This window comes from Glutamicibacter nicotianae (genome assembly GCF_016907615.1).
Lineage (GTDB): Bacteria > Actinomycetota > Actinomycetes > Actinomycetales > Micrococcaceae > Glutamicibacter > Glutamicibacter nicotianae.
In genome coordinates this window covers 1,531,861-1,549,781 of the sequence record NZ_JAFBCH010000001.1, presented here as the reverse complement: position 1 = coordinate 1,549,781, position 17,921 = coordinate 1,531,861, and the positions used below count along the sequence as shown (strand labels likewise).

Below are 17,921 nucleotides of genomic sequence, written 5' to 3'. Positions count from 1 at the left end.
TGCCGTTGCGCACGACTTCGACACATGCTCGTTCAGCGGTGCCGCGGATACGCTGAACGGCATGTTATGCGCGCCACTTTCGTGAGATTAGATACGTGCCGTGGCCAAGTGGGAGAAAAAGTCACTAGACTGGTGCGCAGGTCTAGAAATCTTGTGGGTCGCAGTGGTCGTATCACGTCCTCGAAAGACCACCGGCTCAAGCTAGAACAACGTAGAAATCAGGGAAGAGGCGTTGCACGTGCCAGAGCAAGCACACCACCGGCTGACTGAAGAGTTTGGTGGAAACGAGTGGCTAGTAGACGAGCTGTTCGAACAGTATCTCGTCGACAAGAACTCGGTAGATAAGAAATGGTGGGATATTTTCGAATCTCTCGCCGCCGAAAAGAAGGAACCCGCAGCACCGGCAGCGCAGCCGGCACCAGCAGCGGCAGCCGCGGCAGCACCATCTGCCAACGGGCAGGGCGCACCACGCGCCGCCGCCCAGGCCCGTGCCACCGAACCAGCGCCGGCTGCCACGGCAGCACCAGCTCCGGCCGCTGAAGCCAAGAAGGCTGAGCCAGCTCCGAAGACTGCCCCGATCCCGGCACAGGCCCCGAAGACCACGCCGTCCACCGAACTTTACGGCGAGGAGAAGCGCACCCCGCTGCGCGGGCCGATGAAGGCCATCGCAACCAACATGGACGCCTCGCTCACCGTTCCTACCGCCACCACCGTGCGTGCCGTGCCGGCCAAGGTGATGATCGACAACCGCATTGTCATCAACAACCATCTCAAGCGCGCCCGCGGCGGCAAGATCTCCTTCACTCACCTGATCGGCTTCGCCGTGATCCGTGCGCTGAAGCAGATCCCGTCGATGAACGTCACCTACGACGTGATCGACAAGAAGCCGACCGCGATCCAGCCGGCCCACGTGAACTTCGGCATCGCCATCGACATGCCGAAGCCCGATGGCACCCGCATGCTGGCCGTGCCGAACATCAAGGCCGCCGAGACCCTGAGCTTCAACGAATTCTGGGCCACCTACGAAGATTTGATCAAGCGCGCCCGCGGCAACAAGCTGACCGCTGACGACTATGCAGGCACCACCGTCTCGCTGACCAACCCGGGCGGCATCGGCACCGTGCACTCGGTGCCCCGCTTGTCCAAGGGCCAGGCCGCGATCATTGGTGTCGGCGCACTGGAATACCCGGCCGAATACCGCGGCTCCTCGGAGAAGACCGTGGCCCGCCTGGGCATCGGCAAGCACATCACCCTGACCTCCACCTACGACCACCGCGTCATCCAGGGTGCAGGTTCGGGCGAGTTCCTGAAGCTGGTCGAGTCGCTGCTGCTGGGCGAGCAGGGCTTCTACGACGAGATCTTCGAGCAGCTGCGCATCCCTTACGAGCCGGTTCGCTGGGCCGTCGACAACCAGGTCGACATCGACCTGCAGGTCAACAAGGTTGCCCGCATCCAGCACCTGATCAACTCCTACCGCGTGCGCGGCCACCTGATGGCCGACACCAACCCGCTGGAATACGTCCAGCGCAAGCACCCGGACCTGGACATCAAGTCCTACGGCCTGACCCTGTGGGACCTGGACCGCGAATGGCTGGCCGGCGGCCTGGGCGGCAAGGACCGTGCGCTGCTGCGCGACATCCTCGGCGTGCTGCGCGATGCCTACTGCCGCACCATCGGCACCGAGTACATGCACCTGCAGAACCCGGAAGAGCGCGAATGGTTCCAGGCGAAGCTGGAATCCGGCTACGCCAAGCCAAGCCGCGAAGAGCAGCTGCGCATCCTGAGCAAGCTGAACTCCGCCGAGGCCTTCGAGACCTTCCTGCAGACCAAGTTCGTCGGCCAGAAGCGCTTCTCGCTGGAAGGCGGCGAATCGCTGATTCCGCTGCTGGATGCGATCATCTCCGACGCCGCCGACGAGCAGCTGGACGAGGTTGCGATCGGCATGGCCCACCGCGGTCGCCTGAACGTGCTGACCAACATCGCCGGCAAGACCTACGCACAGGTCTTCCGCGAATTCGAAGGCACCGCCACCCCGGGATCGGTCCAGGGCTCGGGCGATGTGAAGTACCATTTGGGCACCGAGGGCTCGTACACCTCGGACGCCGGCAACCAGACCAAGATCTACCTGGCTGCCAACCCATCGCACCTGGAAGCGGTCGATCCGGTGCTCGAGGGCATCACCCGCGCCAAGCTGGACCGGCTGGAGCAGAAGAACACCGTGCTGCCGATCCTGGTCCACGGCGACGCCGCCTTCGCAGGCCAGGGCGTGGTTTCCGAAGTGCTGGCAATGAGCCAGCTGCCGGGCTACAAGACCGGCGGCACCGTGCACGTGATCGTGAACAACCAGATCGGCTTCACCACCGCACCGAGCTCCTCGCGCTCCTCGGTCTACGCCACCGACGTGGCCCGCACCGTGCAGGCCCCGATCTTCCACGTCAACGGGGATGACCCGGAGGCAGTGGTGCACGTGGGCCAGCTGGCCTTCGAGTACCGCCAGAAGTTCGGCAAGGACGTCGTCATCGACCTGGTGTGCTACCGCCGCCGCGGCCACAACGAGGGCGACGACCCGTCGATGACCCAGCCGATCATGTACAACCTGATCGAAGCCAAGCGCTCCACCCGCAAGCTGTACACCGAGGCCCTGGTCGGCCGCGGCGACATCACGCAGGAAGAAGCCGAGAACGTGCTGGCCGAGTACAAGGAGAACCTGGAGCGCATCTTCGCCGAGACGCATGCCGCCCAGACCTCCCCGATCCCGATCATCACCCCTGGCTCGACCATCAACGACCTGGAGAAGCCATTCGCCCAGGCTGCCGACGAGAACACCGTCGACGGCGCCCGCGGCTCGTCCATCTCCGAGCAGACCCTGGCCAAGATCGGTGCCGCCCACCTGGACATCCCAGAAGGCTTCACCATGCACACCAAGCTGAAGTCGCTGCTGGAGCGCCGCGAGAAGATGTCCCGCGAAGGCGGCATCGACTGGGGCTTCGCAGAGCTGGCAGCCCTGGGCAGCCTGACCATGGAAGGCGTGCCGGTCCGCCTGGCAGGCCAGGACTCGCGCCGCGGCACCTTCGTGCAGCGCCACGCAGTCTTCCACGACCGCGAGAACGACAACGAGTGGTACCCGCTGAAGGGCCTGTCCGAGGACCAGGCTCCGCTGTGGATCTACGACTCGCTGCTCTCCGAATACGCCGCCCTCGGCTTCGAGTACGGCTACTCGGTAGAGCGCCCGGATGCGCTGGTCATGTGGGAAGCGCAGTTCGGCGACTTCGTCAACGGCGCGCAGACCGTGATCGACGAGTTCATCTCCTCCGCCGAGCAGAAGTGGTCACAGTCCTCCTCGCTGGTCATGCTGCTGCCGCACGGCTACGAAGGCCAGGGCCCGGACCACTCCTCGGCCCGCATCGAGCGCTTCCTGCAGCTGTGCGCGGAGAACAACATGGTCGTGGCCCAGCCGTCCACCGGCGCCAACCACTTCCACCTGCTGCGCCGCCAGGCCTACGCCCGTCCGCGCAAGCCGCTGATCGTCTTCACCCCGAAGCAGCTGCTTCGCCTGAAGGCAGCCGCCAGCGCCGTGGAGGACTTCACCACCGGCGGCTTCCGCGAGGTCATCGGCGATGCGTCGATCACCGATGCGAACGCCGTGGACAAGGTGCTGCTGTGCTCGGGCCGCGTGTACTACGACCTGCTGGCAGCACGCACCAAGGCGAACGACACCAAGACCGCACTGGTGCGCGTCGAGCAGCTCTACCCGGCTCCGGCCGAGCAGATCGCCGCCGAGCTGGCTAAGTACCCGAACGCCGAGGTTTCGTGGGTCCAGGACGAGCCTGCGAACCAGGGCCCATGGCCGTTCTTCGGCCTCTACGTGGTGCCGCAGCTGGATCGCAAGATCAAGCTGGTTTCGCGCCCGGCATCGGCCGCCACCTCGGCCGGTACCGCCAAGCGCCACGAAGCAGAAAACGCAGTGCTGATCCAGCAGGCTTTCGCCCGCTAATCGGCATCGGCTGAACGCTCCTGGCCAACTGTGCCGGCGAACCTCCGGGGTTTGACCCCGGAGGTTCGCCGGCACAGCGCTTTAACCCCGGCACCGGATTTTCGCAGGGAATTGTGGGGTTCAACCACTGGGCGCCTCCCCCGATGCCGGCGATCCGACTGCTAAGGTGGGGATCGATTCATCATTTTGAGCCAACGAAAGGTCGCCCAGTTGGAGTTACGCACAATCCGCATTACCGCAATCGGAGATGAGCTACTGGCCGGACATGGCGACCCGCGAGGCCTGGGCTGGTTCGGCAGGGTCTTGGCCCGCACCCAGGATCCGGCGCTGCGCCTGCAGTCCTTCGTGCTGGCCGCACCGGCCGAGGGATCCGAGTCGCTGGCCGAGCGCTGGCTGGGCGAAGCCTCCCGCCGCTTCAGCGACCAGTACGAAAACCGCCTGGTCATCGCACTGTCCGACCGCGACGTCGATCTGGACGTCACCACCGCGCGCAGCCGGTTGAACCTGGCCAACATCCTGGATTCGGCCTCGCAGATGAACATCAAGGCGCTGCTGGTCGGCCCGGCCCCCGGCCTGGACGATGCGCGCAACCAGCGCGTGGCGGAGCTGAACCGGGTGTACTCGGATGTGGCGCTGCGCCGCAACCACCACTACGTCGATACCTTCACCCCGCTGCGTTCCCATGCCCAGTGGCGTGCGGACCTGAACGCCTCCGGCGGCGTGCCCGGCCAAGCCGGCTACGGCCTGATGGCCTGGCTGGTGCTGCACCGCGGCTGGTATTCCTGGCTGGACTTGCCCGAGCCGGGCGATAGCTGAGCCGGTCCGGTCCGTTAGGAAAATGGGCCGGAAGTGTGAAAGACTATGAGCCGGCCCGAATTTTCGGGAAGTACTATTGATCCCTCTAAGGAGTCACCATGTCGAAGCGCGCTCGTAAGCGTCGCGATCGCAAGCGTGGCGGTGCCAACCACGGCAAGCGCCCAAACAGCTAAGCGAAGCGAATATGAAAAGAACCCCGTACCCTTCGAGATCTTCTCGAAAGATGCGGGGTTTCTCTTTGCCTTGCTAGCGGTGCCGGGCTAATGGCCCGACTCCACGCGGATCTGTGAAATCCGCGCAATGATGCTAGCCTTCAGGGTCTGCGGGGCATGCTCCTGGCAGCTGCGGCGCACCACCGAGCGGATGATGCACTCCAGATCATACTGCTCGGTGCATTCCGGGCAGCCTTCCAGATGAGACTTGACCTCCTTGAGGTCATCGAGCGTCAGCGCGCCGTCTAGGTACTCGTAGATGCGGACGATGCGGTCATCGGCGCAATCACCCAATGAATTGCAATCCATCCTATTTCGCTCCTCGTTCGGCCTTGGCGGCGCTCTTGCTCTGGGTGCCGGTGGCGATCCCGCGATCCGCGGCGTAATCCGCCAGCAATTCCCTCAAATTCTTTCGTCCACGATGCAACCTGGACATCACGGTGCCCATCGGCACGCCCAGGATCTCGCTGGCTTCCTTGTAGCTGAAGCCCTCGACATCCACGAAGTACACGGCCATGCGGAAATCCTCGCCGATCGACTGCAGCGCGGCCTTCACATCCGAATCCGGAAGATGGTCCAGCGCTTCGGCCTCGGCCGAACGCAAGCCGGTCGGCGAATGCTCCATAGCCTGGGCCATCTGCCAATCCTCGACCGTGTCGGTGGAGGTGCGCAGCGGTTCGCGCTGGCGCTTGCGGTACAGGTTGATGTACGTGTTGGTCAGGATCCGGTACAGCCACGCCTTGAGGTTGGTGCCAGGCTTGTACTGGTGGAACGCGGAATAGGCCTTGGTGTAGGCCTCCTGCACCAGATCTTCGGCATCCGACGGGTTGCGCGCCATGCGCAGGGCAGCCGAATAGAGCTGGTCCACGTACTGCATCGCATCACGCTCGAAGCGTTCGCGGCGCTGCTGTTCGGACTCAGAGGCCGCATCGGGCAAATTCTCGTCCACGCTCACATTATTCATCACTGCCGAGTCTACGCGTTCAACCGGCTTTATGCGCGCGCCAGCACGGGCCCGGGCCAGGCGTGGGGCCTCTGCCAGTGCGCAGGCGGTGCCGCCGGCACTTGAAGTGTCCTGTCGTATCGTCACACTAGGCATAACCAACGGGGCGCAAACCTTATTCCCGTACCGATCTCGGCTAGGATTAAGCAGTGGGCGCACAGTGCTTCAAGCGCTGCCCGCGTCCCCAAAGTGAAGCATCTAGCCGAAGGATCTACCAATCAGCACCGCAAGCGCCCCCGGCAACCGACCCAACCAGCTGCACGAGGCAGAAGAGAACTGGTGGGCGGCGCCCTTCGCCGCCACCGGCCTGGATGCCACCGTGCAGGTGCCCGCGTCGAAGTCGCTGACCAACCGGTATCTGATCCTTGCGGCCCTGGCCTCCTCCCCCTCCGCCATCCACAACACGCTGATCAGCCGCGACACCGAGCTGATGCTGCGCGCCCTGGCCGAGTTCGGGGTAGGCATCGAGCGCATCGGGCAGGCCGATGGCTCCACCACCGTGGTCATCACCCCGGGCCAGCTGGCCGCGGGCCCGCTGTCCATCGACTGCGGCCTGGCCGGCACGGTGATGCGCTTCGTGCCCCCGCTGGCCGCCGTCGCCGGCGCCACGGTGGCCTTCGACGGCGACGAAGCGGCCCGCGTGCGCCCGATGGCCCCGGTGCTCGACGCGCTGGCGGACCTCGGCGCCCGCATCGACTATGCCGGCGCCGCCGGAATGCTGCCCTTCACCATCGATGCCAGCGCCATGAAGCAGGACGCCGAAGTGGTCATCGACGCCTCGGGCAGCTCGCAGTTCATCTCCGCGCTGCTGCTGGTCGGCCAGGCCCTGCCCGGCGGGCTGGCGCTGCGCGCCGCACCAGGGCCGATCGCCTCCCCCGACCACATCGCGATGACGGTGCAGACCCTGCGCGAGCTCGGCGTGGACGTGCAGGTCGATGCCGATGCGCGCGGCTGGCGCATCGCACCGGGGCAGCTTCAGGGCTTCACCGTCACCGTCGAGCCCGACCTGTCCAACGCCGGCCCGTTCCTGGCCGCCGCGCTGGCCACCGCCGGCACCGTGCGCGTGCCCTTCTGGCCCGCGAAGACCACCCAGGTGGGCGGCAAGTGGGTCGAGATCCTGACCGCGATGGGCGCTCAGGCAAGCTTGGGCGATGACGGCGTGCTTTGCGTGCGCGGCACCGGAACAATCCGCGGGATCGACTACGCCGACGCCTCCGAGCTGGCCCCGACCCTAGCCGCCCTGTGCGTGCTGGCCGATGCGCCGAGCACGCTGAGCGGCATCGGGCACCTGCGCGGGCATGAAACCGATCGGCTGGCCGCGCTGGAAGCCGAATTGTCGAAGGTCGGCGCGCGCGTCACCGCGACCGCCGACGCGCTGCAGATCGTCCCGGGCCCGCTGCGGGCCGCGGATATCGAGTCCTACGAGGATCACCGCATGGCCACCGCCGGCGCCCTGCTGGGCCTGGCCATCGACGGGGTGCGCGTGCAGAACATTGCCACCACCGCGAAGACCATGCCCGATTTCCCGCAGCTGTGGAGCTCCATGGCGGCTACCGCAAGGGGCCAGGGCTGATGCGCTACTCCGACTACGACGAATCCTCGGTGCGCGTGCGCCCGAACAAGAAGGGCAGCCGTCCGCGCACCAAGGACCGCCCGGCCTACGAGCAGGCGGTGATCGGCCGCATCATCACCGTGGACCGCGGCCGCTACACTGCGATCCTCGACGAGGACACCGCCACCGAGCGCATCGTCATCGCCGCCCGCGCCCGCGAGCTGCGCCGCCAGGCGATCGTGCCCGGGGACCTGGTGGGGCTGGTCGGCGACACCTCCGGCAAGCCCGACACCCTGGCCCGGCTGGTGCGCATCGAACAGCGCAGCACCCTGCTGCGCCGCAGCGCCGATGACACCGACGCAACCGAGCGCGTGGTAGTGGCCAATGTAGACAAGCTGGTCATCGTCGTCGCCGCCGCGAACCCCGAGCCGCGCACCGGCTTCGTGGACCGCGCGCTGGTCGCCGCCTACGACGCCGGCATCCAGCCGGTGCTCTGCGTGACCAAGGCCGATGTGAAGGACCCGGCCGAATTCCTCACCCACTACGAGGGGCTGGACTTCCCCGTGGTCATCTCCCGCACCACCGCGGCCGAGGCCTCGGGCATCGACGCCCGCAGCGCCGACGGCTCCAGCGCCCGGCTGGATGCCGGTGCCCTGGCCGAACTGGAGCAGCTGCTCTCCGGCTGCGTCTCGGTGGTGCTCGGCCACTCCGGGGTGGGCAAGTCCACCCTGGTCAACGCCCTGACCGGGTCGACCCGCGCCACCGGGCACGTTAACGCGGTCACCGGCCGCGGACGGCACACCTCCTCTAACGCGCTGGCCCTGCGCCTGGGCGACACCCCCGGATCCTGGCTGATCGACACCCCGGGCATCCGCTCCTTCGGGCTGGGGCTGGTGGATCCGGACAATATCCTGGCCGCCTTCGAGGACCTGGCCGAGATCGCCACCGGCTGCCCGCGCGGCTGCACCCATGCGGCCGGCGAGGCCGGCTGCGCGCTGGAAGCCTGGGCCGCCGAGGCCGAGGGCAGCCAGGCGTCCAACCGCCTGGCCTCCTACCGCCGGCTGGTCGCCACCGAGGAAACCACGCACGAAAAGGAGCTCGGCGCGCAGTAGGCGCCGCATAACCATGGCTGAATACACCCTGCAGCAAGATCTCGACTTCGCCCTGGCATTGGCCGACAACGTCGACGCCTTCACCCTGGCCCGCTACGGCGCCAACGACCTGGTGGTCGAATCCAAGCCGGACATGACCCCGGTCTCCGATGCCGATCGCGGCGCCGAGCAGCTGATCCTGGCCGAACTGGCCGCCCACCGCCCCGGCGACTCGGTGCTCGGCGAGGAGTTCGGCGTGCACGGGGATTCGACCCGCCGCTGGGTGATCGACCCGATCGACGGGACGAAGAACTTCGTGCGCCGCGTGCCGGTGTGGGCCACGCTGATCGCGCTGCTCATCGACGACGAGCCGGTGCTCGGCGTCATTTCCGCTCCGGCGATGACCCGCCGCTGGCATGCGGCCACCGGCCTGGGCGCCTACGTCAGCGAACCGGGCACCGTCCCCGGGGCCACCGCCACCCGCCGCCTCGCCGTCTCCTCGGTCAGCGCGCTGGAAGACTCCTCGCTGTCCTACGCCTCGCTGAACGGCTGGAAGGACGCCGGCAAGCTAGATGGCCTGCTGGAGCTGCTGGGCACCGCCTGGCGCACCCGCGGCTACGGGGATTTCCTCTCCTACGCGCTGGTGGCCGAAGGCGCGGTCGACGCCGCCTTCGAACCCGAGCTGGAGCTCTACGACATGGCCGCGCTGGTGCCGGTGGTGCGCGAGGCCGGGGGCCGCTTCACCTCGGTGGCCGGGGCGGAAGGCTGCCATGGCGGCAACGCGCTGGCCAGCAACGGCAAGCTGCACGAGGCGATCCTGCCCTTCCTGAACCGCAGCTAGGCGCCAAGACGATCATGGCACCTGCACGCCGCGGACCGGCCGGGCTGACCACCAGCGAAGAGGACTACCTCAAGGCGCTATACGCGCTCACCGAATGGGAAGACGCTGACGTCGGCACCGGTGCGCTGGCCGACCAGCTGGGCCTGTCCCCCGCCTCGGCCACCGCCATGGTGCAAAAGCTCGCCTCCAAGTCGCTGGTCCACCATGTGCCGCGCGGGGCGATTACGCTCAGCGCCACCGGCCGGCGCGAGGCGCTGCGCATGGTGCGCCGCCACCGGCTGCTGGAGACCTTCCTGCGCGACGAGCTGGGCTACGGCTGGGACGAGGTCCACGACGAGGCCGAGGCCCTGGAGCACACCGTCACCGACCGGTTCATCAACGCCCTGGACGCCCGGCTGGGCCACCCGCGCCATGACCCGCACGGCGATGCGATCCCCAGCGCCGACGGGGTGCTGCCGGTTTCTGCCGCGATCCGGCTGGACCGCTTTACCGGAACTAGGGCGGTCATCGACCGGATCAGCGACGAGGATCCGCAGTTCCTGCGCCGTGCCGCCGCCCAGGGCCTGGTGCCCGGGGCGGGGATCGAGCTGCCGCATCAGCTGGATTTCATCGAGGCCTCGCTGATCTGGGTGCGCAAGGCCTAGCTGCGGGCTGTGCGAGAATGAAGAACAGCCCAAGACCCCAGGGAGGCCGGATGGAGCAGCGACCGATCATTCTCGGCGTGCCCGACCGGTTCGCTCCCCACGTGCTGGCCACTGCCGCGCAATTGGCTGGCGCACTGGGCACCGGGCTGCTGTGCGTGCATGTCGATGCCACCGGCTACCCTCTCGAAGAACTGCCCGACGGCACCGTACGCAGCGCACCGCTGGATCCCGAATCCGGTGAGGAAGCCATCGTCCGCTTCCCGCAGGAGCTGCTGCTCCAGCTCGAGGCCCAGCTTGCGGGCACGGAAGTCCACTGGCAGGCGCACGCCACCGCTGGCGGGCCAGGGCAGCAGCTGGCGCGGCTTGCCGTGCGGCATGATGCGGCGCTGATCGTGCTCGGAGTCCGCCAGCGATCCATGGCCAACGTCATCCGCGAGCTGCTCAACGGCTCCGTGGCGTTGCATCTGACGCACCGCCAGCGCCATCCGGTGCTTCTGGTCCCGCCACTCCCCGCCCGCCGAGCAGAACAGATCCAGAGTTCATGACCCCTCCGCCATCGCGCAGCGCGCAGAACACCGCGTCGCCTTCTTCCCTGGCCCCGGGTTCCCTGCTGCTGGTGTTCCTTGGCGGCGCCGCCGGGACAGCCGCCCGGCAAGGACTGGGCCTGCTGCTGCCTTCCGCTGGCGGTTTCCCGATCGCGATTTTCGCCGCCAACATGCTGGGAGCCTTCCTGCTCGGCCTGCTGCTGGAGGCGCTGTCGCACGGCGGCGGCAGCGAGGGACGGCGCCGCCGGCAGCGCTTGCTGCTGGGCACCGGTTTCATGGGCGGCTTCACCACCTACAGTGCGCTGGCCACCGACAGCATGCTGCTGTTCTCATCCAGTGCGGTGCTCCCGGCGCTGGCCTATGCTCTGCCCACGGTGATCTGTGGCGCTTTGGCTACCTGGTGCGGCATTGCCCTCGCGGCGAGGCGTGCGGCCCGAACAGCGGGAGGAGCCCGGTAGTGCTCTCCCCCGGCTTGTTTTTCACAGTTGCGCTCTGCGGCGGCCTTGGCGCCTGCCTGCGTTTCGTGCTTGATGCCCTGATCAGGCGGTGGCTTCCCGCCCCTCTGCCTTGGGGGACGATCCTGGTCAACCTTTCAGGCTCCTTCGCCCTTGGCGTGCTGACCGGGCTGCTGGCCCAGCAGCTGCTGTCTGCGCAATGGCTGGCGGCCATCGGTACGGGACTGCTCGGCGGCTACACGACGTTTTCCACGGCCAGCTTCGAAACGGTCCGGCTGCTGCAGTCAGGCCGCATCGCGGCGAGCCTGGCCAACGCCCTGGGCACGCTGGTTGGAGCCGTGCTTGCCGCATGGCTCGGCTTCCAGCTGGCTGGGCTCTTCTAGCCGGAAACAGCACATGCCAAGCCGGAAGGCTTGGCATGTGCTGTTCGCTAGCGTGCTGCGCGGCGTCCCTTGGGGGCGCCGGTTCGTGCTCGGTTCGGAAGCGGCCTCTCCGGCTTCTTGGTCCGGTCGTGCGGGACCACGTAGCCGCCGGTAGCGAGCACCAGGATGGCGCTGATGCCGGTCAGTGAGAGCATGCCGATCGCCCAGATCTGGGACTGGTCATAGAAGGAATGGTCGACGCTCAGCCAAAGCACGTAGGCGCCGATGAGGTAGATGATATGGATCAAGAGCAGGCGCGTCCGCAGCCGCAGCTTGATGACTGCCTTCGGTGAGAAGAAGATCGACCACAGGATAAGCAGCGGAATGACCACGACGAGGATTGCTGGAATGGTCGGCCATGGGATGAAAGCGATAGCGGCGAGTGCCGCTGCGAAGAGCAATCCTACTTCCAAGAGGAATGCCACTGCTGCATAGGTTGCTGAGAGGAAAGGCGATACCCGTTGGGAACTTTTTTTACCCATCGACTTCAATCTCACTCCGTTTCTGCGCACGTGGCCATTCAAAGCCTTCGACTTTCATCTCAAGTCTATGTGCAAATTCTCCATCCCGCGAACAGGCTCGCGATGCGGCAGCTGACTTCAAGGCAAGCAAAAAGCTCCGGATCCAATCTTGTGGGCTTGGATCCGGAGCTGGAATTTGTGGAGATGGGGAGAATTGAACTCCCGTCCGATGTGGTGTTGCCAGGTCTTCTCCGGGCGCAGTTTGCTGTGGATTTTCTCTGCCCCAACCATCACGCAAACATGTGGTTGATCCGGGCACAGTTGCCTGAATGTGTATCCGGCAGCGGCAACAACTGCTGAATACATTGGCTATCTAAATGACGTTAGGAACAGGGGCGATAGCGTCCCCTGGCTAACGGACCGTCTGGCTGCTTAGGCAGCGAGAGCGAAGTCAGTGCGCTTTGATTCGGCACTTATTGGTTTGCAAAGAGCGTTTACGAGATAACTTTGCGTCCTCGGCCCGCTTCATCTGTCGCGACTCACACCGTCGAAACCGATCATCCCCGTATTTTGTTGTCAGTCCCGGCTTCCCGGATACAACCACACCCTAGGGCGTATTCATCAATCATAGCGCATCACGCCGGGTTGCCCCAATGCGAAATGCGCCACAACCTCTGCTTACGCGTTGCCGCGGTTGCGTTCGCGCATGGCACGCAATGCTTCGCGGTTATCCTGCTTTTCACGCAGGGTCTGCCGCTTGTCGTACTCGCGCTTACCGCGGGCGACACCGATTTCCAGCTTCGCCCGACCGGATTTGAAGTACAAGCTCAGCGGCACGACAGTCAGGCCGGCTTCACCGATCTTGCGCTCGATCTTCAGAAGTTCCTGGCGGTGCAGCAAGAGCTTTCGCCGACGACGAGCGGCATGATTAGTCCACGATCCATTGAGGTACTCGGGGATGTAGATGTTCTCGATGTACAGCTCATCGCGGTAGAACTGGCCGAAACCGTCAACGAGCGAGGCTTTGCCTTCGCGCAGCGACTTCACTTCGGTACCGGTGAGCACCATGCCAGCTTCGAAGGTGTCGAGGATTTCAAAATCGTGGCGCGCCTTGCGGTTGCTCGCGATGACTCGATCTTCTTGGTTCTTCTTAGCCACTTTACTCCTTGCATGTCGCGGGCGGATTCCCGCGCACAGACTACAAGTCTAGCGCTAGAGAAGTCCCAATGGGTTCACCTGTGATCCATTGATGATCGTTTCGAAGTGCAGATGGCAGCCGGTCGAATTGCCGGTGGTACCAACGTAGCCGATGACCTGGCCCTGCTTCACATACTGGCCGACACTGACCGCGATGCGGGACATATGGTGGTAGTTGGTGGCCAAGGCCTTGCCCTTGATGACTCCATGCGAGAGGGTGACCTTGTTGCCCGCGGATCCACCCCAGCCGGCCATCCAGACTTCGCCGGATGCTGCCGCCATGACTGGCGAGCCGCACTGGCCGCCGAAGCCCCAGTCGATACCCGCGTGGACATAGCCGCCGCGGCCACCGTAATCGATGGTTCCGGCTGGCGTTGGGCGCCATCCGAAGGTCGAGGTCATACGGTTGCTGTTGGTCGGCTTAATTAATCCCCAGCTGCTTGGCTCGGCGTAGTCCGAAGACTTCGGCTCGGACTTCGGTGCAACGTAGGACTTCTTCTTGTAGGTCTTTTTCTCCGCACGGGCTTCGGCAGCCTTGCGTTCCTGCTCAGCCTCGTAGGCGGCCTTTTCCTCGGCAATGCGCTTTCGCTCGGCCGCTGCTTCGCGACGCGCCTTTTCTTCTGCCTTGCGCTTGCGCTCGGCGGCCTCCCGGATCAGGCGCTCCTGGCGTTCCTTGATCTCCTGATTGACCGCAGCGTATTCCTTCTGCTGCGATTCCAGCTTCGCCTGGATGCGCGGCTTCTGCGCTTCGAGTTCGGCGCTGAGCGCTTCGGTGCTGGCTACCAGTGCATCCAGCTCGTTCTTGGCGTTCTGCGCAGCATCTCGCGCTGCCTGTTCCTGCGCCAAGGCTTCCTCCGCCTGGGCTTTTAGGGAGGAGATTTCCTTCTCCACGGCAACCAGGCGAAGCTTGTTGCTTTCGTTGTTGGCCTGTTCCTGGGCCAAATCGTTGTATGCGGCATTCTGGGATTCCATGGCACGATTGGCCATGTCCAGGCCGTCGGCCATCTTGGTTGCCGAATCCATGTTGAGGATCATGTCCAGCCCGCCCGAGACACCGCCGCGCTTATAGGCTTCCGAGGCAATCTGCGCCATCGCGTCTTCTGCTTCGGACAACTTCGCAGTGTTCTCTTCGATCTGCTGGGCCACTTCATCCCGAGTCGCCTGCGCGCTGATCAAGCGGTTGTTCAGATCGGAGAGGGTTGCCTGCGCATTGGCTACGCGGCTTTGCGCGTCAGCCAATGCCTGCTGGGCAATGGGTACCTGCGCCTGCTGGTCACGCAATTTCTTGTCGGTTTCCTGGATGTCGGCATCCAGGAATTCCATGTCGGTCTCGAGGTTTTCGATGTTCTTCTCGACCTGAGCTTTCCTGTCGTCCAGCTCGTCAGCGACCACAAGGCCCGCTGGCAGAGTGAGCGCAAGAGCCATAGCTCCACCGATAGAGGCGCGTAAGAATTTACGTCGCACGGCGTTCGACAGCATAAAGCTCCTTTAAGAAATTGCGTACTTCAGTTCAAGCCTAGATAACGTTTCGGCTAAACCTTAAGGTAACGCTTCAACGTTACCACTGATGAAATTGTGGCCAAAACGATACCAATAATCAAGAGTATCGGAGCAACTAGCCATATTTCGGTGGTGGAGATGAACGCGACACCGACGTTTTCGTTGGCCAACTTGTCCTCAACGAGGAACTTCAGCAGCAACCACAGCGTGCCCGAAGCCAGCAGGCCGCCAATCAGCGACGCGATCACGCCTTCGATGATGAATGGCAATTGAATCGTTGCTTTCGAAGCGCCGACCAGCCGCATGATGGTCGTTTCGAGCCGACGGTGCATGGCCGAGAGCTGAATGGTCGTCCCGGTGAGCAACACCGCGCAAACAATCATCACGATTGCCACGACGGCGGCGGCAGCGGAAGCCACGCGCACCAACTGGAATACCTTTTCAAGCAGTTCGCGTTGGTCAATTACCGAGTCAACGCCCTCAACGGTGGAGAACGCTTCGTTGATCACCGGATACTTTTCCGGATCAACCAGTGCGACGCGGAAGGATTCGGGAAGTTGTTCTGCAGTAACCTGGTCGACCAACGCGGAGTTCTCATATTGGTCAAGGAAGTTCTCGTACGCCTGTTCTTTGGATTCGTAGGCGAATTCCTTGATGTATGGGGCGAGCTGCTCGGACTTGAGCATCTCCTCGATGTTCTGCCGCTGTTCCTCGGTAACCGCACTGCCGGCACAGTTCGGCGAGGTGCTCGTGTCATCGCAGAGGTACACCGCGACTTCCATGCGGTCGTACCAGTAGCCCTTCATCTGGTTGATCTGGAGCTGAAGCAACACCGAAGCGCCAACGAAGGTCAACGATACGAAGGTCACCAGCACCACGGAAACAACCATGACGACGTTTTGCCGCAGGCCCTTCGCCGCTTCGCGGAGAATAAATCCTAGTCTCACTGGTCCTCGTCTTTCTTATCCTCGGCAACCTGCGATTCTTCGTCGTACTCCACGGCCGAATCGCCGACGAGCAGTTCGCGCGAGCCGTCCTGGTTCACCACAGTGGTCATCGGCGTGTACTGGCCATCAATTTCATCGCGGATGACTCGTCCGCATTTCAGTTCAATAACGCGGTGGCGGTATTCGCTCACCAGCTCGTGCGCGTGCGTAGCCATCAGGACGGTCGTGCCGTTCTGGTTGATGCGATTGAGCACGTTCATCACTTCGATGCTGTTCTTGCGGTCAAGGTTGCCAGTAGGCTCATCGGCCAGCAGAATCGACGGCCTGTTCACAATGGCGCGGGCAATGCCAACGCGTTGCTGCTCGCCACCGGAAAGCTCGGTTGGCTTGCGGCGTGCTTTGTCTTCAAGGCCGACCATTTTCAATGCGTCCGGCACTCGCTCGCGGATCTGGGCACGGGAAGCACCGATGACTTCCATGGCGAACGCGACGTTGTCGAAGACCGTACGCTCACGCAAGAGGCGGAAGTCCTGGAAAACGAACCCGATGTCGCGGCGCAGCTTGGGCACACGACGGCTCGGTATGCGGTTGAGGTTCTGTCCGGCTACGTAGACGGATCCGTCGGTGGAGCGCTTTTCGCGCAGCACCAAGCTGAGGAAGGTCGACTTACCCGAACCGGATTCACCAACCAGGAAGGCGAATTCGCCACGGTCTATCTCGATGCTTACCTCGTCCAAAGCCGCATTCTGCTGCTTCGGCTCGTAAACCATCGAGACGTTTTCGAATTTAATCATGTCTTCAATCGCTAGTCTTCGTCGGGGCGCGACCCACGAACACCAATCTCGAGATCAAACGTCTATTGATGCGCCAGTCTTCCAAAGACTATCGGTGCAAAGTTGCGAACCAGCCGAAATATAAGGCGTGTTGCAAGATTCGTGCCGTACGTCCAGCTAACGCGAAGTGCGCTGCTTCGGCATGACTAGCTGTAATTGGCGCAGCAGGCTCCGCAACGGTGATGATGCTTACACCTTACATGACAGAAGAATCCACCGCGGTCAGTGTTAGCGAGACCGCCTACTTGCTTGGTCGACGTTGTCCTGCACGCCAGCGAATGCCTGCATCGATGAAATCGTCGATTTCACCGTCAAGCACCGCCTGGGTATTGCCCACTTCATGTTCCGTTCGCAGGTCCTTGACCATTTGATACGGGTTAAGCACGTAGGAGCGCATTTGGTCACCCCAGGATGCCTTCACATCGCCGGCAAGTTCCTTCTTCTGCGCGTCCTCCTGCTCCTTCTTCAAGAGCAGCAAGCGCGACTGCAGAACTCGAAGCGCGGCAGCACGGTTCTGGATCTGCGATTTCTCGTTCTGCATCGAGACGACGACGCCGGTAGGAATATGCGTCATGCGTACCGCGGAGTCGGTGGTGTTGACGCTCTGGCCACCAGGCCCCGAGGAGCGGAACACGTCCACGCGGATTTCAGATTCCGGGATTTCGATAGTGTCGGTCTGCTCAATCAGCGGCACGACTTCCACGGCCGCAAACGAAGTCTGGCGACGACCCTGATTATCGAATGGCGAGATGCGCACCAGGCGGTGGGTACCGGCTTCTACAGAGAGCGTGCCGAAGGCATACGGGGCATCAATTTCAAAGGTTGCCGATTTGAGGCCGGCTTCTTCGGCGTACGAGGTGTCCATGACAGTGGCCTTGTATCCACGGCGTTCAGCCCAACGTAGGTACATGCGCAGGAGCATCTCCGCGAAGTCCGCGGCGTCAACACCACCGGCACCAGAGCGAATCGTGACAACCGCACCTCGGGCATCGAATTCGCCGTTGAGGAGGGTAACTATCTCGAGTTCAGCAAGGGCCTTTTGGATGCTGGTGAGCTCCTTGTCCGCTTCATCCAGCGTATCGTCGTCTTCTTCGAGCTCGGCAAGCTCAACCAGGACTTCCAAATCATCGATTCGCGTCTGCAGCCGAGTCAGCCGTTCCAGCTCGGACTGGCGATGAGATAGCTTGCTGGTGACGATTTGCGCAGCGGCCGGATCATCCCAGAGGTTGGGAGCGCCCGCTTCTTCCGAGAGGACTGCGATGTCAGCTTTGATCTGCTCGACATCGCTCACGTCTTCAATTGCGGCGAATGTAGAACGCAGTGAGCGGATTTCAGCGGAGAAGTCAGTTTTTGCCATGGTCTTCTAAGACTACGTCATTTGGCCTCTGATCATTGAGTCCGGCGGCCG

18 protein-coding genes and 1 other RNA gene are annotated in these 17,921 nt (G+C 63.7%); 10 read left to right on the top strand and 9 right to left on the bottom strand.

Going from position 1 to position 17,921, the window contains the following annotated elements:
* Window positions 1-238: 238 nt before the first annotated feature.
* The 3 genes from JOE62_RS07505 (at window position 239) to JOE62_RS16755 (ending at window position 4,983) form a co-directional block, all read left to right on the top strand.
* Window positions 239-3,994, top strand: a complete 3,756-nt coding sequence (locus JOE62_RS07505; RefSeq protein WP_204721564.1) for a multifunctional oxoglutarate decarboxylase/oxoglutarate dehydrogenase thiamine pyrophosphate-binding subunit/dihydrolipoyllysine-residue succinyltransferase subunit — start codon at window positions 239-241, stop codon at window positions 3,992-3,994.
* 210 nt (window positions 3,995-4,204) lie between these two features.
* Complete coding sequence (locus JOE62_RS07500; protein ID WP_204721562.1) at window positions 4,205-4,810, top strand: GDSL-type esterase/lipase family protein; 606 nt, start codon at window positions 4,205-4,207, stop codon at window positions 4,808-4,810.
* A 98-nt stretch (window positions 4,811-4,908) separates the two neighbouring features.
* Entirely contained in the window at window positions 4,909-4,983 is a 75-nt protein-coding gene (locus JOE62_RS16755; RefSeq protein WP_369299107.1) for a 50S ribosomal protein bL37, read from the top strand.
* A gap of 87 nt (window positions 4,984-5,070) precedes the next feature.
* Here the strand turns inward: JOE62_RS16755 and rsrA are convergent, their stop codons facing one another.
* Both rsrA and JOE62_RS07490 read right to left on the bottom strand, forming a co-directional pair.
* The gene (gene rsrA / locus JOE62_RS07495; protein WP_038990421.1) at window positions 5,071-5,331 is read right to left on the bottom strand and encodes a mycothiol system anti-sigma-R factor; all 261 of its coding nucleotides are present in this window, start codon (window positions 5,329-5,331) and stop codon (window positions 5,071-5,073) included.
* Between the two features lies 1 nt (window position 5,332).
* Complete coding sequence (locus JOE62_RS07490; protein ID WP_420842193.1) at window positions 5,333-6,121, bottom strand: sigma-70 family RNA polymerase sigma factor; 789 nt, start codon at window positions 6,119-6,121, stop codon at window positions 5,333-5,335.
* Between the two features lie 160 nt (window positions 6,122-6,281).
* Between JOE62_RS07490 and aroA the strand changes: the two genes are divergently transcribed.
* Genes aroA through crcB form a run of 7 tightly spaced genes read left to right on the top strand, consistent with a single transcriptional unit; the run spans window position 6,282 to window position 11,536 of the window.
* Complete coding sequence (gene aroA, locus JOE62_RS07485) at window positions 6,282-7,598, top strand: 3-phosphoshikimate 1-carboxyvinyltransferase (protein WP_204723247.1); 1,317 nt, start codon at window positions 6,282-6,284, stop codon at window positions 7,596-7,598.
* Window positions 7,598-8,689: a ribosome small subunit-dependent GTPase A gene (gene rsgA / locus JOE62_RS07480; protein ID WP_239543261.1), complete on the top strand. Its 1,092-nt coding sequence runs from the start codon at window positions 7,598-7,600 to the stop codon at window positions 8,687-8,689. Before aroA ends, rsgA begins: the two co-directional genes overlap by 1 nt.
* A gap of 7 nt (window positions 8,690-8,696) precedes the next feature.
* A complete protein-coding gene (locus tag JOE62_RS07475) occupies window positions 8,697-9,509 on the top strand; it encodes an inositol monophosphatase family protein (RefSeq protein WP_420842192.1) in 813 nt (270 codons plus the stop codon).
* A 14-nt stretch (window positions 9,510-9,523) separates the two neighbouring features.
* Window positions 9,524-10,153: a metal-dependent transcriptional regulator gene (locus tag JOE62_RS07470; protein ID WP_204721558.1), complete on the top strand. Its 630-nt coding sequence runs from the start codon at window positions 9,524-9,526 to the stop codon at window positions 10,151-10,153.
* A gap of 50 nt (window positions 10,154-10,203) precedes the next feature.
* Window positions 10,204-10,698, top strand: coding sequence for a universal stress protein (locus tag JOE62_RS07465; RefSeq protein WP_204721556.1), 495 nt, complete (start codon window positions 10,204-10,206; stop codon window positions 10,696-10,698).
* Window positions 10,695-11,156: a fluoride efflux transporter FluC gene (locus JOE62_RS07460; RefSeq protein WP_204721554.1), complete on the top strand. Its 462-nt coding sequence runs from the start codon at window positions 10,695-10,697 to the stop codon at window positions 11,154-11,156. Before JOE62_RS07465 ends, JOE62_RS07460 begins: the two co-directional genes overlap by 4 nt.
* Window positions 11,156-11,536 (top strand): fluoride efflux transporter CrcB, encoded by a 381-nt coding sequence (crcB, locus tag JOE62_RS07455; RefSeq protein WP_141358571.1) that lies wholly within the window; start codon window positions 11,156-11,158, stop codon window positions 11,534-11,536. The genes JOE62_RS07460 and crcB overlap by 1 nt, the downstream gene beginning before the upstream one ends.
* 47 nt (window positions 11,537-11,583) lie before the next feature.
* Here crcB and JOE62_RS07450 read toward each other — a convergent pair whose 3' ends face one another.
* The 7 genes from JOE62_RS07450 to prfB form a co-directional block, all read right to left on the bottom strand.
* The gene (locus tag JOE62_RS07450) at window positions 11,584-12,057 is read right to left on the bottom strand and encodes a DUF2568 domain-containing protein (RefSeq protein ID WP_204721552.1); all 474 of its coding nucleotides are present in this window, start codon (window positions 12,055-12,057) and stop codon (window positions 11,584-11,586) included.
* A gap of 175 nt (window positions 12,058-12,232) precedes the next feature.
* Window positions 12,233-12,601, bottom strand: a transfer-messenger RNA (tmRNA) gene (gene ssrA / locus JOE62_RS07445).
* A 113-nt stretch (window positions 12,602-12,714) separates the two neighbouring features.
* On the bottom strand, window positions 12,715-13,194 hold the full coding sequence (smpB, locus tag JOE62_RS07440; protein ID WP_204721550.1) for an SsrA-binding protein SmpB: 480 nt from the start codon (window positions 13,192-13,194) through the stop codon (window positions 12,715-12,717).
* A 54-nt stretch (window positions 13,195-13,248) separates the two neighbouring features.
* Window positions 13,249-14,658 carry a M23 family metallopeptidase gene (locus JOE62_RS07435; RefSeq protein ID WP_239543259.1) on the bottom strand — a complete coding sequence of 470 codons (1,410 nt, stop codon included), beginning with the start codon at window positions 14,656-14,658 and terminating at the stop codon, window positions 13,249-13,251.
* A gap of 107 nt (window positions 14,659-14,765) precedes the next feature.
* Complete coding sequence (gene ftsX, locus JOE62_RS07430) at window positions 14,766-15,680, bottom strand: permease-like cell division protein FtsX (RefSeq protein WP_128470639.1); 915 nt, start codon at window positions 15,678-15,680, stop codon at window positions 14,766-14,768.
* Window positions 15,677-16,474 carry a cell division ATP-binding protein FtsE gene (ftsE, locus tag JOE62_RS07425; RefSeq protein ID WP_204721546.1) on the bottom strand — a complete coding sequence of 266 codons (798 nt, stop codon included), beginning with the start codon at window positions 16,472-16,474 and terminating at the stop codon, window positions 15,677-15,679. Before ftsE ends, ftsX begins: the two co-directional genes overlap by 4 nt.
* A 280-nt stretch (window positions 16,475-16,754) precedes the next feature.
* A complete protein-coding gene (gene prfB / locus JOE62_RS07420; RefSeq protein WP_204721544.1) occupies window positions 16,755-17,870 on the bottom strand; it encodes a peptide chain release factor 2 in 1,116 nt (371 codons plus the stop codon).
* Window positions 17,871-17,921 lie beyond the last annotated feature (51 nt).

Coding starts and splice junctions, on each gene's coding strand:
- rsrA (WP_038990421.1), bottom strand. CDS start 5,331: ATGGATTGCAATTCATTGGGTGATTGCGCCGATGACCGCATCGTCCGC.
- JOE62_RS07490 (WP_420842193.1), bottom strand. CDS start 6,121: ATGCCTAGTGTGACGATACGACAGGACACTTCAAGTGCCGGCGGCACC.
- rsgA (WP_239543261.1), top strand. CDS start 7,598: ATGCGCTACTCCGACTACGACGAATCCTCGGTGCGCGTGCGCCCGAAC.
- JOE62_RS07470 (WP_204721558.1), top strand. CDS start 9,524: ATGGCACCTGCACGCCGCGGACCGGCCGGGCTGACCACCAGCGAAGAG.
- JOE62_RS07465 (WP_204721556.1), top strand. CDS start 10,204: ATGGAGCAGCGACCGATCATTCTCGGCGTGCCCGACCGGTTCGCTCCC.
- JOE62_RS07460 (WP_204721554.1), top strand. CDS start 10,695: ATGACCCCTCCGCCATCGCGCAGCGCGCAGAACACCGCGTCGCCTTCT.
- JOE62_RS07450 (WP_204721552.1), bottom strand. CDS start 12,057: ATGGGTAAAAAAAGTTCCCAACGGGTATCGCCTTTCCTCTCAGCAACC.
- JOE62_RS07435 (WP_239543259.1), bottom strand. CDS start 14,658: ATGGCTCTTGCGCTCACTCTGCCAGCGGGCCTTGTGGTCGCTGACGAG.
- ftsE (WP_204721546.1), bottom strand. CDS start 16,474: ATGATTAAATTCGAAAACGTCTCGATGGTTTACGAGCCGAAGCAGCAG.
- prfB (WP_204721544.1), bottom strand. CDS start 17,870: ATGGCAAAAACTGACTTCTCCGCTGAAATCCGCTCACTGCGTTCTACA.